The following is a 13,842-nucleotide window of genomic DNA, read 5'->3' as shown; positions in this document are numbered from 1 at the left end:
TTTTGTTTTTTAAACAGAGCGAAAGAAAGAAGAGAAAATGAAAGTATGCATTGCGGAAAAGCCCAGTGTGGCGCGTGAGATAGCGGAAGTATTAGGCGCCCGCCAACGAATGAACGGATATATCGAAGGCAACGGATACCAGGTGACCTGGACATTCGGACATCTGTGCACCCTGAAGGAACCGCATGAATATACCGACCGCTGGAAGCAATGGTCGATCTCTTCCCTTCCCATGATCCCGCCCCGCTTCGGCATCAAACTGATCAGCAATCCCGGCTATGAACAACAATTCAAGGTGATCGAAGGACTGATGCAGAACGCCGAGATGGTGATCAACTGCGGGGATGCCGGGCAGGAAGGGGAACTGATCCAACGCTGGGTCATGCAGAAGGCGGGGTGCAAATGCCCGGTCTACCGCCTGTGGATCTCTTCTCTAACGGAAGAAGCGATCCGCGAAGGGTTCCAACACCTGAAAGATCAATCCGAATTCAATCACCTCTACGAAGCCGGACTCTCGCGAGCGATCGGCGACTGGCTATTGGGCATGAACGCCACCCGCCTGTACACCATCCGCTACGGGCAAAACCGGCAGGTACTGTCGATCGGAAGGGTGCAAACCCCTACCCTGGCTTTGATCGTCAACCGGCAGGCGGAGATAGACCATTTCAAGCCCGAACCGTATTGGGAGCTTAAAACCGTCTATCGCCACACGACCTTCTCGTCGACCAAAGGCAAGTTCACGAAAAAAGAAGAAGGGGAAGACTTTCTGAAAACCGTACAGGAGAGCGACTTCACCGTGACCGATATCACCGAGAAGAAAGGCAAAGAATATGCGCCGCGGCTCTTCGACCTCACCTCGCTGCAGGTGGAATGTAACAAAAAGTTCTCGTTTACCGCCGACGATACGCTCAAACTGATCCAGTCGCTCTACGAGAAGAAAGTCACCACCTACCCCCGCGTGGATACCACCTTCCTGAGTGAAGATATCTACCCCAAGGTGCCCCAGACCCTGAAAGGACTGACAAACTACGCCGAATTGGTCGCCCCCCTCCTCAATGCCAAACTGCCCAAGAGCAAGAAGGTGTTCGACAACGCGAAAGTGACCGACCACCACGCCATCATCCCCACCGGTGTGCCGGCACGCGGACTGAACGAGAACGAAGAGAAGGTGTACGACCTGGTCACACGCCGCTTTATCGCCGCTTTCTATCCCGATTGTGAGATCTCGACGACCACCGTCCTGGGGAAAGTCGATAAGGTAGACTTCAAGGTGACCGGCAAACAGATCCTCAAACCCGGATGGCGCATTGTCTTCGGTGCCGAAGAGAAAGATCCCGAGAACGATCCGGCGGCAGAAGAGGAAGAAGGGGTACTGCCGGCTTTTGTCAAAGGCGAGAGTGGGCCGCACAAACCATTATTGAAAGAAACCTGGACACAGCCACCCAAGCCCTATACCGAGGCGACTCTGTTGCGGGCGATGGAGACCGCCGGTAAGCTGGTGGACAACGAAGAACTGCGGGATGCCTTGAAAGAGAACGGGATCGGACGCCCTTCTACCCGCGCGGCGATTATCGAAACACTCTTTAAACGAAACTATATCCGCAAACAACGCAAAAGCCTTATCCCGACGCAAACGGGCATAGAACTGATTGCCAACATACAGGAGGGACTGCTCAAAAGCGCCGAACTGACCGGCTTATGGGAAAAGAAACTGCGGCAGATCGAACGGGGCACTTACGAAGCGCGTATCTTTCTGGAAGAGTTGAAAGAGATGGTCTATCAGGTGGTCAGCAGTGTTCTGTCGGCCGCGCCCAACAAAGCTCCGCAGCAGCCTGCGCCGCAAGAGAAACCGCTCGCTCCGGCTCCGGCGGCGGAAAAACCTATCTGCCCGGTCTGCCGGAAAGGACATATCCTGCGCGGCAAGACAGCCTACGGATGTGCCGCCTACAAAGACGGCTGCACCTTCCGCCTCGACTACGCCACCTATGGCGAAGGGCTGACCGACGCGCAACTGATCGAGATCATCCAAGGATTACCCGGCTGATCGGATCATTTCAATAAGTAGCCTTGCGCCACAGCCGTGAATGCTTCTGTCTGCGCTTTCGCCCAGGCGTCGTCTTTCTTCAGCTCTTTGGCCATCAGCGCTGCGACCGTTGGCGCAATCTCGATGGCTGCCCGAGCATCCAGGAATAGTAAGCGCAATCGCCGCGCCAATACATCCTCCACGGTCAATGCCATCTCTTTGCGAACGCCCCAGATCACTTCGGCCGCGATATAATCGTACTGCGGATGGAGCTTCTCCGCCCATTGCGGCTCCTCCGCGGCAAGCGCCAGGATGTGTTCGTAGTCCGATCCGTAGACATAACCGAAATGCGTGCGGTCGACATTTTTTTTGTATCCGTGAATAGGGAGATCCTTCGTTTTACATTTGACCCGCGGCAAGCCGCCGACGACGATCGCTTTGTTGATCACATCCTCGGCCATGTCCCTGTACGTGGTCCACTTCCCGCCGGTGACGGTCAGCAAGCCATTCTCCGAGAGGATAATCTTATGGTTTCGGGAGATCTCTTTTGTCTTTCTCCCGTCGGCATTATGCTTGGGAGCGGCCAAAGGACGCAATCCGGCGAAGACGGAAAGCACATCCTCCCGCCGGGGTTGTCTGACCAGGTAGTCGCCCGAGGTCTTCAGAATGAAGTCAATCTCTTCCTCCAGGGCTTTAGGTTCCAACTCAAAGGTATCCACAGGCGTATCGGTCGTTCCCAAAACGACTTTCCCGTGCCAGGGCACACCGAACATCACCCGCCCGTCGCTGGTCTTAGGGATCATAATGGCCGTATCGCCGCCCAGGAAAGATTTGTCGACCACCAGATGGATGCCCTGGCTCGGACGAACGATCTTACTTTTGCCCGCAATATCCATTTGCATCAGTTCGTCGACGAATATCCCGGTCGCGTTGATCACGACTTTGGCCTGAAGCGTGAAGGTCTGCTGCCCGATCAGGTCGACCGCCTCCACACCAATGATCTTGCCGGTTTCGTTTTTAAGCAATTGAGTGACTTTGGTATAATTCACGGCAACGGCATGGTGTTCGCAAGCCGTTTGCAGGATATTGATCGCCATACGCGAATCATCGAACTGACCGTCGTGGTAGACCACTCCTCCTTTCAGGCCTTTGCTCACGATCTGTGGGATCTCACCGACTACCTCTTTCTTCGACATCGGAAGCGAACGACCCAACGAGCGCTTCCCCGCCAACAGGTCGTACATCATCAGCCCTATGGCATAGAACGGTTTCTCCCACCATTTGTAATTCCCGATGATAAACCGTTGATCTTTGACCAAGTGCGGAGCATTCTGTCGCATCACGCCGCGCTCGTGCAACGCTTCGATCACCAAACCGACATCACCCTGCGCCAGATAGCGCACTCCGCCATGCACCAGTTTAGTACTCCGGCTCGAGGTCGCTTTCGTAAAATCGGATTGCTCCAGAAGCGCAACCTTATAGCCTCTGGATGCCGCATCCAAGGCAGTTCCCAACCCGGTGGCCCCGCCACCGACAACGACAAGATCCCATACCGTCGTACGATCGGCTAAAAGGTCTATGAAATGTATTCGATTCATGTTTGCAAATCTTTAGGACTTTCGCAAAGGTAAATAGTCTTTGTTGAAAAAAAAATAATATCGAAACTTTTTAATTCTCTATCGAAGCAATTCGAATATGTTTCAAAACATTTAATGCATATTTCGAAACCATTCCGAAATTAATACAAAGAAATCTAATGGCCTTTCGTTCTATTTCATTTTTCCATATCTTTGCAGAAGATAGGATGCGCCTCAGCAGAAGCAAGCTTGCTTCTGCATTCGGCTTTCACTATCTTTGTACGGGACAAGAGACTTAAGTTATGGCCAATATTGATCAAAGACATAAATACATCCTGGAGCAACTCAAGCTACACGGATACGTGAAAGTACAGGAACTCAGCGAAAAACTGAATGCCTCGGAAGTGACCATACGAAAAGATTTGAAATTCCTCGAAAGCAAAAAGCTATTAACCCGAAATCATGGGAGTGCCAGCAACCTGACGTCGATCATTTCAGACAAGCATATCGATATCAAAGAGAAGATGCAGGCGGAAGAGAAGATCCGTATCGGTCAGGCGGCTAATCGCCTATTGGAAGCGAACGACAAGATTATCATTGCCTCTGGAACCACCCTTTTGGCTTTTGCCCATGCCATCGATATCCAGGACAACCTCACGGTCATCACCTCCTCGGTGAAGGTGTCGCTTTCGTTGTGTTACAAACCGAATATCGAGATTGTTCAACTGGGCGGATCCATCCGCAAAAATTCCGTCTCCGTGATCGGCCATTACGCGGAAGGGATGCTGGAAAGCTTGTCCTGCAATAAGCTATTTATCGGTGTCGATGGCATCGACCTGGAGAACGGTTTATCAACAAGCGATATGAGCGAAGCACATATCAACAAGAAGATGATCAAAGCGGCGCAGAAGATCGTCGTACTGACCGACTCCTCCAAATTCGGCAAAAGAGGCTTCTGTAAGATCTGTGATTTCGACAAGATCCATCAGATCATTACCGACACCAACGCCCCGCAGCATATCATCGAAATGATCCGGGATAAAGGGATTGAAGTGACACTGGTATAGAGGCTCACCCGCGATCTGAATAAAAAAAAAGGACTGCCTCAATCCGACAGTCCTTGTTATTAATTAGCCTAACTTCTTTAATACTTCTGCGAAGGGAATAAAATGTCCTCGCTCCGCATGGTCTAGATTCGTTCGTTTGTCACGTTCCAGATTAACATCTCCATCATCAACTCTTTGCCTTTCGACTACCTGAGTCGAAACATACATCTTCATTTCTTTTTCTTTCATTTCTTTTACTTTTCCAGTTGAGGTTATTACTAGCAAAGATAGGATTATTTTCAAGGGATGCACTATCTTTATTATTAAAATAACATAATCACGGCTTCAATTGTTCTACGGTTTTTATGCTTTTTACAACCGTGCCCTCCTTTTTCGTGAGACATCCCAGCCCCGTTCGGACGGCCCAAATAAAACACCGGTATTTCGCGAAGAAAACATCAGTATTTCGCAACAAAAATACCGATGCTTTGCGAACAAAACATCGGTACTTCGGAATAGGAATATTTTTAGGGGGGCAAACCGGGGTTTAACCGGCCATATCCTGAATGATCTTGATCAGTTCATTGCCCAAAGCTTCGGCTTCTTCCATCGTATGGGCTTCGGCGTAAATCCGGATGATCGGTTCCGTATTGCTCTTGCGCAGATGCACCCATTTGTCGGGGAAATCGATCTTCACGCCGTCGATATCCGTAATATCATACGCGGCAAATCGCTCTTTAACCTTGGCCAGGATGGCATCGACATCGATATCCGGTGTCAGTTCCACCTTTTGTTTGGCAATGAAATACGGCGGATAGCTCGCGCGCAGTTCGCTGGTCTTCATTTTCTTCTTCGCCAGATGAGTCAGGAAGAGGGCGATCCCCACCAGGGCATCGCGCCCGTAATGGCTGGCCGGATAAATCACACCGCCATTGCCTTCGCCACCGATCACGGCCTGGGTCTCTTTCATCCGGGTCACGACATTCACTTCGCCCACCGCAGCGGCAGTGTACTGTCCGCCATAGGCTTGCGTCACGTCGCGCAAGGCACGGCTCGAGCTCAGATTGCTCACCGTATTGCCGGGCGTATGGCTTAATACATAATCGGCCACGGCTACCAGCGTGTATTCTTCGCCAAACATTTCGCCATTCTCCGACACAATCGCCAGACGGTCGACATCGGGATCGACCACAAAGCCAACATCGGCCTTGGACTGCCGCATCAGTTGGGAGATCTCCGTCAGGTTTTCGGGCAGCGGCTCCGGGTTATGGGAGAAATTACCATGAGGCGCGCAATGCAACTTCACGATATCCTTTACACCCAAAGCAAGCAGGAGGTCAGGCAAGACAACGCCTCCCACAGAGTTCACAGCATCGATTGCAACCCGGAACTGCGCGGCCTTGATGGCTTGCACATCGACCAGTTCGAGATCCAATACGCTCTGAATATGTTTGTTGTTATAGGAAGTATCCAACGTGACTTTCCCCAGTTGGTCGACATCGGCAAAAACAAAGTCTTCGGCTTCCGCCAAGGCCAGAATCTCCGCCCCTTCGGCGGCATTCAGAAACTCGCCTTTTTCATTGAGCAGCTTCAATGCATTCCATTGCTTCGGGTTATGGCTCGCCGTGAGGATAATGCCTCCGCAAGCCTCTTCCCAGACAACGGCCAACTCGGTGGTCGGCGTAGTGGCCAGGTCGAGGTCGACCACATCGAAGCCCATACCGGTCAAGGTGCCCAGCACGATTTGTTTCACCATCGGACCGGAGATACGTGCATCACGCCCTACTACGATCTTGTTTGTCTTAGCCTTTGAGTTTTTCCGAATGAAAGTGGCATAGGCAGCCACAAACTTCACAATAGCCAGAGGGTTAAGGCCTTCGTCGGCGGCACCACCGATCGTCCCCCGGATACCTGAAATCGATTTAATTAATGTCATGAGTTTTATTCCAATATTTTGTATTCTAAGTCTTCGAAATGTACGGCATATCCATATTGCTGGTCATAGCTTGATCCTCTCTTGAAAGGAACAATAAGCCTTACCCGGCCTTTATTCCCGACATATTCCAAGCCGGCCTGAAGCCCTTCGCTCATAAAGCCTTCCAGTACGGACTGATAATCAGTAGTTGAGGATTGAGGGATGACAGTCGTATAGCCATAGATAAATTCGATCGGCGCCGTGCCGTTGCTGTTCGGGCCGAAGTTGGAGTAGCGGTTTTGGTAAGTCGCCGTATCCAGCATAAACCGGTTGGCCGTGAAACGACACAGGATATGACTGCTGTATTGCGTTGCCCGAGTGCCGTCACCCGTATCTACGATCTGCAGGTAAACGTCATTATCCAATTTGACATACTCATTCTCTTTGAATTTGTAATCCGATGGCATCCGCTTGAGGATTTCCAATCCTTCCTGGTCGATCAGCCGATCTATAGCTTTTCCTTCCGCTTTCAACATATCGGTATAGGACTTCGTTTTATTACAAGACAGAATGACCATACCGACAAACAAAATCAACAAAACATTAAAACCTCTCTTCATCTCTCAAAGCTTTTATTTATATGAACTGGCAAATGTATACATTCTCTGCCAGAACTTAGTCATGATTAACTATTTCTTCATTTTTATTAGGATTAAATTCGATTAATCCTTTCTCGAATAAGGCAATGGCATCCTCCAAAGAACCATAGAACTCCCCACCGGAAGCATTCAGGTGACCGCCACCGTTGAAGTATTCCGCGGCAAACTTATTGACCGGGAATTCGCCTACCGAGCGCAACGACACCTTGATGTAGTCTTCGTCTTCGCGCAGGAAAACAGTGAAGGCTACGCCAGCGATGCTCAAAGGCAGATTCACAAAGCCTTCGGTATCTCCCGTCTGGTAGCTGAACTGCGCCAATTCTTGCTTCGACAAAGTGATCAATGCGGCCTGTTGTTCGGGGTAAACCTTCATCTTTTCATACAGGACATAGCCCATCAGGCGCAAACGCGATTCGGAATAGACATGATTGACTTCGCGGTAGATCAGGTCTTTGTCGATACCCTTTTTGATTAATTCGCCGATGATCGTATAGACCTCGGGGTGATTGGAGTTATAGGTAAAAGAGCCGGTATCCGTCATCATACCGGTATAGATGCACTCGGCTGTTTTCCTGTCGATCAGATCAAACAAGCCCATGCGGCATATCAAGCGGAAGATCATCTCACTGGTCGAAGACATTTCGGGATAAGACATCACCACCCGGCAGAAGTCGCCCGGATTGAGGTGATGATCAATCATGACTTTCCGCCCCTCTGCCGCCAATACCGCAGGCGCCATCTTCTCCATGCGTTTGGGTTCATTGAAATCCAGACAAAAGATCACATCCGCCTCGCCGATCAGTTGCTCGGCAAACTCGGGATACTTCTCATAGATAATAATCTCTTTCCGTCCCGGCATCCAATTATAAAAAGAAGGGAAACTGTTGGGAACGATAACCGATACGTTATCTTTCCCGTAATTGGTAAGGAAATGGTATAAAGCCAGGGATGAGCCTAACGAGTCTCCATCCGGAGAAACATGGGAAACGATGACAAAACTATCTCCCCGTTCGATGTACTTATGTGCTTTTTGGATCTTATCCTCGTGAATGATCTTGGTAATCATAGATTCTCTCTGTTATTTTAAGTCACAAAGGTAATCCTTTTTTGTTTTATTAGATCATAATCGATTAAACAACCGAATAAGTAAAAGTAATAAGCAAAGACTCAAAGCCAATAATAGCATCCACGGAGAACGTCGCCGGAGATAAAAGAACAAGAGGAAAAGCATACCATAACCGGCAATCATCGAAAGGAGGCCAAAAGGGAAATCAACAGAAGCTCCGGGTAATGAAGCGATGAAATCGACCACCCGGACAAGCAAACGGGTCAGCCATTCCAATCCACTCTGCAACAGGGAATAACCCGGCACTCCCGCCGGCAATAACAGCCAAAGCAGCCCCAACGGAATAAGCAAATTAGCAAACACAATCACCGGCAGGTTGGCATAAAGGAAAAAGACCGAGAAACGTCCGAAATAGTACAAACAAAGGAAAGTCGTGCCGATCTGCGCCGCCAGGGTGACCGTGATCCATCGCCAAGGCATTGCCAACACGGGGTTTCGCACCTTGATCCAGGCGGCCAGGCGCGGTTGAAGATAAAGAATGAAGAAGACAGCGGAATAACTCAACTGAAAGCCGATATCAAAAAGATAAATCGGCCGGTAGGCCAACATACAAAAAGCCGAAGCCGCCAGGGTATTATAACTGTCGGAAGAGCGCTGAAGCAGTCGTCCGGTCTGGAAAAACGTAAACATAATGCCCGCACGCGTCGCCGGAGCAGACATCCCGGAAATAAAGACAAAACTCCAGACCAATAGCATCAGAAGTATGTAACGCAGCCAGAGCAAAAACAAATTACCTCGGGGCAGAAAAGAAAAGAAGAAAGTCAGGAAGCCCGCCACCACCGCCACATGGAAGCCACTGACGGACAGGATATGAGAGACGCCCGCTATCGAAAATTTCTCGCGGGCATCCCGCGACATCGCTTTGCGGTAGCCCAACACCAGGGTAGCCAACACGGATTTCTCCGCATCCGTCAGTTGTAAGCGGTCAATCGATTCGACCAATTCCAACTGGATCGCCCGCGGCTTGGCCATCATTCGCTCAGAAGAATAAGCATAATCGGTTGAGAAACGGGAGACCGTAAACGACAAGAGCAACAAAAGGAAAAACAAGACGCTCCCTCCTACCCACCGGTTGCCGTAGGTCAAAGCCAACGGATAAAATCTCGCCAACCCTAAAGAAACAAACAGGAATACGAACAGAAAACATAAAAGCCCCCCGAAGCCGATAGAGGTATAAACAGAAGAAGAGAATACGATCCCCACGATCCAGCATAACAGTGGACGGACAAAAGGACGCTTTCGTAATTCAGCGATCATAACAGTCAGGTTTTAGTTTTCGTTATCTTTAGCCTGTCATAGCTCTTTCAATGCGTGAATAGCTTGCTTCTGATCGTGCGCTTTAAAGACAAAGTTACCGGCCACCAAAACATCCGCACCGGCATCCACCAGCCGCTTTCCGGTTTCCAGATTCACTCCGCCATCCACTTCGATCAGGGTATCCAATCCTTTATCTACAATCATTTCTTTCAGCCGGGCCACTTTGGCTACCGAATGTTCGATAAACTTCTGCCCGCCATAGCCGGGATTGACCGACATCAACAACACCATATCCACATCGGGCAGGATATCCTCCAATAAGGCTACCGGCGTATGGGGATTCAATGTCACACCGGCCTTCATTCCGGCTTCTTTTATCGCCCCTATCGTACGATGCAGATGCGTGCAGGCTTCATAATGCACGTTCATCAGATAAGCGCCCGCAGCAGCAACCTCAGCGATAAACTTCTGCGGCTCCACAATCATCAGATGCACATCCAACGGTTTGCGACAAATGCCTTGCACGGCTTCTAACACAGGAAAACCAAAAGAGATATTGGGAACAAAAACTCCATCCATCACATCGATATGAAGCCAGTCGGCTTCACTTTCATTGATCATTTCCACTTCCTGTGCGAGATGCAGGAAGTCTGCGGCTAACAGAGACGGAGCAACTAAGTGTTTCATACGTAAAAGTTTTCGACAAAGATAAACAAAAAAGGGAACATCTTCTAAAGATGCTCCCTCTTTCGCAGTTTCTTAATTCAACACATACGAGCCAAGTTCACTTCCCAAGGCCGGTTCAACCTTGTACACTCGTGCCAATTGAGTAAGAAAGTCCAACGTTTTCTTACGTGGATTACCGCCAACCTCACTGAGGTTATTTTTTCGGATACTTCCGCATCTTTGCGGAGAACGGGTAGAAAGTCTCTTCATAGGCCATTTATTCATTTATATAAATAAACGGACCTACTCCCGGCTTATTGTGTGAAGCCCTGTTTTTTTTGACTTTAGGCCAAAGACAATTCCATTTTGTTTTCTTCGGCCATCCGGCGCATGTTTAATATGGCATAACGCATACGTCCCAGAGCCGTATTGATGCTGACACCTGTCATATCCGCAATTTCTTTAAAGCTCAGATCCTGGTAATAACGCATTTCCAAAACCTCACGCTGGTTTTCCGGCAAATGTTTGATCAATTTCTTCACGTCGGAAAGCACCTGGTGGCGTACCAGATTGTCTTCGACGGTGCCGTCACACAGCTTGATATTATTAAAGAGATCGACTTCGACCTCATCGTTGGAAAGCGTATTCTCACTGCGCTCCTGACGGAAATTATCAATAATAAGATTGTGGGCGATGCGGGTGATCCAGGCTTTGAATTTACCGTTTTCAGTATACCGGCCTTGCTTGATGGTCATGATAACCTTCACGAAAGTCTCCTGAAAGATGTCTTCCGTCAGATCTCTGTTGCGCACGATATAATAAATATAGGAATGGATACTGCTTTTATAACGGTTCAACAAGACGTCAAAAGCTGCGTTTTCACCTTTAGCATACAAACTGACCAACTGCTCGTCGGCCATTGATTTCAATGTACTCATTACTTCTAATTTTTCAATTTATCGAGTAATGTCTTGCTATAGGCTTGAAGTTTTTAAGTTGAACAATATTTTTTAGTCGGAGCAAATTAACGAAAACTATTTTGAACCGGCAAATATTTTTTCTTTAATTAATAGATAATTGTCCCTTTCCATGGGGTTTCACGAACAAAAGGATGCTTTCTCCCAACAAAACCGCCTTTTCTATCAGGAGAAATAATCTTCAAAAAGAAGATATAATTCATCTTTTGCTTTTTCAAAGTCCTGCACGCCTCCCAACTCATTCGCCAGCGAAGTGACTCCTTTATCGATGAATCCGCAGGGGTTTATTAATGAAAAATAGCTTAGATCGGTATTGATATTCAAAGCAAAACCATGCATCGTAACATACCGGCTGCTCTTCACCCCGATCGCGCAGATCTTTCTGGCCCGGCCCGGCACATCGGGATCCAGCCAGACACCGGTTGCCCCCGTCAGGCGTTCGCCTTTGAGGCCGTATGATGAGAGGAAACGAATAACCACTTCTTCCATCCGATAGATATACTCTTTCAGCCCCAGGTTCCACCGATCCAGGTCGAAAACCGGATAACCCGTGATCTGCCCGGGTCCATGATACGTAATGTCTCCGCCCCGGTTTATATGAAACAGGGTTGCGTCTTTTGCTTTCAGGAGCGCTTCAGGGATAAGCAGATTCGAATCATCCCCGCTTTTACCGATCGTAAACACATGATTGTGTTCACAAAAGAGCAGGGTGGATTCTCCCGATTGCCCGTCTTTCTTTTGCGCCAACAATTCCTCGAAGATTGCCGTTTGCGCCGTCAGGGCTTCCGCGTAGTCTACGCGCCCCAGATCTCTAAATACAAAACCCGCCATATTATTCCTCTTCAAACAAAAGTCTATAATCCTTTTCTGTGCCACTTCTGACCCAGTTGTCCGGAACAAATTTCCAATGATTCAAGACTCTCGGATGAATCACCTTATTCTGTTTGATATAGTCGACCAGATAATACAAAAAATCCTTCTCGGTAATGGAGAGTATACGATTGTCCAGGTCTTCTATACGCAGACCCGCCCCTCGCGTCAACAGTTCTCCGCCGCCATTCCCGCGGTAAGAGGTCAATGCGACCGAATACATGTGATCCAATTCAAAAGGAGCCCCATCACTCAGACACAATATGGATATTTTCTCTCCTCTTGGCTTGGTCACATCTACCACATAGATGATACCTGCCGCCGAGTCGAAGAAATAATAGAAATTGGCGAACAAGGTTTCTTCATCGTCATTATCCAGGAATAAAAGTAAATGGTCGTCCTGGTTTTCCATTTGGTTCGTCCACAGAGCGTAAGATTCTTCCAGGTAATTCTTGATCTCCATCCCGGATAAGCTCATGGTATAGATCAGGTTCTTGTAGCGATACAACCGGAACACGTCGCAGATCCGGATATCTCCGCTTTCGATCGACGCATCAAAAGACAAAGGAGAAGCGAAGGAGACATCAGCCTCCGTGATATTCAATTGAAGCGAATGGATAAAATCGACAAAAGCAGAAGGGCCGAAATAAGCCGGACGCGTTGTTACCCGCTCGGTGAATACGCCTATTTTCTGCGAAACGAAATCATTCACGGTTTTATGCTGAACGGCATAGCGCTTGACGAAGTCTTCATCCGGCGTGTAACTATCCACATCCACCAGGCGCCCATCAATATTCTTTTGCACCACAAGCCCGTCTTTCAATTTTACCGACAGGGTGATATCAGCCACCATAAGCCCGGCGCTTCCGGGGTTGACCAAAAATACAGAGTCGCCATCCGCATTCGCGATCTTCTCACAATACAGATTATGATCATGGCCCATCATCACCACATCAAAACCCGGCACATTTCGGGCAACCTCCAACGCCACATCATCTTTATAGGTATTCCCAATCAACCGGGCATCTTTTCCCGAATGGAACAAGCCAACGACTATATCCGGTTTTTCTTTTTCTTTGATTACCGCCAACCATTCCTTTGCCGCTTCTTCCATATCCTGAAACTCCAACCCTGCCCACAGGCTTTTGCATACCCATGCCGGAGTTGCGGCCGTACTCAAACCCAACACTGCGATACGGAGCCCGGCGCGTTCGAAAACCGCATAAGGTTGCATATAGGGTTCACCCGTCGCTTTCCACAGCACGTTTGCCGCCAATATTGGGAACTCACAGTCCCGGATCCAACGATTAAGGACCGGCTGACCGGTTTCTATTTCATGATTGCCCAAATTCCCCAGATCGTACTGCATATAGTTCATCATATCCGCAGCGACATGAGGGGATACGGTATCTACATAGTTATAATAATAAGAGATAGGCTGGCCTTCGATCATATCTCCATTGTCAAACAACAATAAGTTACGGCCATACTTCTTACGCTCCTGCTTGAGATAAGAATGGATCCTGGATAAGCCCCCATTCCAATCACATTGATCGACATAATTATAGGGAAGATAATTCCCATGGATATCGCTTGTCTCAACAAGCTTCAACTCCACCACCCCAGTTTTTCGTGCAGACATTGAATATCCGCACATGCAGACGAATAAAAGTAAAATACAAATAATACGTTTCCTATAATTCTCCATTTTTCCCCATTTCAACGG

General features: G+C 48.7%; 12 protein-coding genes. 2 read left to right on the top strand and 10 right to left on the bottom strand.

All coding sequences use genetic code 11. The features are described from left to right. Positions 1-37 precede the first annotated feature (37 nt). Positions 38-2,044: a DNA topoisomerase 3 gene (locus tag M2133_RS10235; RefSeq protein WP_277466025.1), complete on the top strand. Its 2,007-nt coding sequence runs from the start codon at positions 38-40 to the stop codon at positions 2,042-2,044. 5 nt (positions 2,045-2,049) lie between these two features. Here the strand turns inward: M2133_RS10235 and M2133_RS10230 are convergent, their stop codons facing one another. Further along, a complete protein-coding gene (locus tag M2133_RS10230; RefSeq protein ID WP_277466024.1) occupies positions 2,050-3,621 on the bottom strand; it encodes a glycerol-3-phosphate dehydrogenase/oxidase in 1,572 nt (523 codons plus the stop codon). Between the two features lie 281 nt (positions 3,622-3,902). On the opposite strand from M2133_RS10230, the gene M2133_RS10225 reads away from it, so the two are divergent. Beyond that, entirely contained in the window at positions 3,903-4,667 is a 765-nt protein-coding gene (locus M2133_RS10225) for a DeoR/GlpR family DNA-binding transcription regulator (protein WP_277466023.1), read from the top strand. A 63-nt stretch (positions 4,668-4,730) separates the two neighbouring features. Here the strand turns inward: M2133_RS10225 and M2133_RS10220 are convergent, their stop codons facing one another. From M2133_RS10220 to M2133_RS10180, 9 genes are all read right to left on the bottom strand, one after another. Continuing rightward, a complete protein-coding gene (locus M2133_RS10220) occupies positions 4,731-4,895 on the bottom strand; it encodes a hypothetical protein (protein ID WP_277466022.1) in 165 nt (54 codons plus the stop codon). 298 nt (positions 4,896-5,193) lie between these two features. Continuing rightward, the gene (gene glmM, locus M2133_RS10215) at positions 5,194-6,582 is read right to left on the bottom strand and encodes a phosphoglucosamine mutase (RefSeq protein ID WP_277466021.1); all 1,389 of its coding nucleotides are present in this window, start codon (positions 6,580-6,582) and stop codon (positions 5,194-5,196) included. Between the two features lie 5 nt (positions 6,583-6,587). Continuing rightward, entirely contained in the window at positions 6,588-7,181 is a 594-nt protein-coding gene (locus tag M2133_RS10210) for a DUF4827 family protein (protein ID WP_277466020.1), read from the bottom strand. A gap of 55 nt (positions 7,182-7,236) precedes the next feature. Then, positions 7,237-8,286: a bifunctional oligoribonuclease/PAP phosphatase NrnA gene (locus tag M2133_RS10205; protein WP_277466019.1), complete on the bottom strand. Its 1,050-nt coding sequence runs from the start codon at positions 8,284-8,286 to the stop codon at positions 7,237-7,239. A gap of 54 nt (positions 8,287-8,340) precedes the next feature. Next, entirely contained in the window at positions 8,341-9,603 is a 1,263-nt protein-coding gene (locus tag M2133_RS10200; RefSeq protein WP_277466018.1) for a ComEC/Rec2 family competence protein, read from the bottom strand. Between the two features lie 36 nt (positions 9,604-9,639). Beyond that, the gene (gene rpe, locus M2133_RS10195) at positions 9,640-10,290 is read right to left on the bottom strand and encodes a ribulose-phosphate 3-epimerase (RefSeq protein WP_277466017.1); all 651 of its coding nucleotides are present in this window, start codon (positions 10,288-10,290) and stop codon (positions 9,640-9,642) included. Between the two features lie 323 nt (positions 10,291-10,613). After that, positions 10,614-11,207, bottom strand: a complete 594-nt coding sequence (locus tag M2133_RS10190; RefSeq protein ID WP_277466016.1) for a sigma-70 family RNA polymerase sigma factor — start codon at positions 11,205-11,207, stop codon at positions 10,614-10,616. 204 nt (positions 11,208-11,411) lie between these two features. Further along, the gene (lipB, locus tag M2133_RS10185; RefSeq protein WP_277466080.1) at positions 11,412-12,077 is read right to left on the bottom strand and encodes a lipoyl(octanoyl) transferase LipB; all 666 of its coding nucleotides are present in this window, start codon (positions 12,075-12,077) and stop codon (positions 11,412-11,414) included. A 1-nt stretch (position 12,078) separates the two neighbouring features. After that, positions 12,079-13,758 carry a bifunctional metallophosphatase/5'-nucleotidase gene (locus tag M2133_RS10180; RefSeq protein ID WP_277466015.1) on the bottom strand — a complete coding sequence of 560 codons (1,680 nt, stop codon included), beginning with the start codon at positions 13,756-13,758 and terminating at the stop codon, positions 12,079-12,081. Positions 13,759-13,842: the final 84 nt, after the last annotated feature.

Source organism: Parabacteroides sp. PF5-6, from assembly GCF_029504695.1.
GTDB lineage: Bacteria > Bacteroidota > Bacteroidia > Bacteroidales > Tannerellaceae > QVMG01.
The sequence above is the reverse complement of the archived record's forward strand: the minus strand, read 5'-3'. Positions and strand labels throughout refer to the sequence as shown.

Coding starts and splice junctions, on each gene's coding strand:
- M2133_RS10235 (WP_277466025.1), top strand. CDS start 38: ATGAAAGTATGCATTGCGGAAAAGCCCAGTGTGGCGCGTGAGATAGCG.
- M2133_RS10230 (WP_277466024.1), bottom strand. CDS start 3,621: ATGAATCGAATACATTTCATAGACCTTTTAGCCGATCGTACGACGGTA.
- M2133_RS10225 (WP_277466023.1), top strand. CDS start 3,903: ATGGCCAATATTGATCAAAGACATAAATACATCCTGGAGCAACTCAAG.
- M2133_RS10220 (WP_277466022.1), bottom strand. CDS start 4,895: ATGAAAGAAAAAGAAATGAAGATGTATGTTTCGACTCAGGTAGTCGAA.
- glmM (WP_277466021.1), bottom strand. CDS start 6,582: ATGACATTAATTAAATCGATTTCAGGTATCCGGGGGACGATCGGTGGT.
- M2133_RS10210 (WP_277466020.1), bottom strand. CDS start 7,181: ATGAAGAGAGGTTTTAATGTTTTGTTGATTTTGTTTGTCGGTATGGTC.
- M2133_RS10205 (WP_277466019.1), bottom strand. CDS start 8,286: ATGATTACCAAGATCATTCACGAGGATAAGATCCAAAAAGCACATAAG.
- M2133_RS10200 (WP_277466018.1), bottom strand. CDS start 9,603: ATGATCGCTGAATTACGAAAGCGTCCTTTTGTCCGTCCACTGTTATGC.
- rpe (WP_277466017.1), bottom strand. CDS start 10,290: ATGAAACACTTAGTTGCTCCGTCTCTGTTAGCCGCAGACTTCCTGCAT.
- M2133_RS10190 (WP_277466016.1), bottom strand. CDS start 11,207: ATGAGTACATTGAAATCAATGGCCGACGAGCAGTTGGTCAGTTTGTAT.
- lipB (WP_277466080.1), bottom strand. CDS start 12,077: ATGGCGGGTTTTGTATTTAGAGATCTGGGGCGCGTAGACTACGCGGAA.
- M2133_RS10180 (WP_277466015.1), bottom strand. CDS start 13,758: ATGTCTGCACGAAAAACTGGGGTGGTGGAGTTGAAGCTTGTTGAGACA.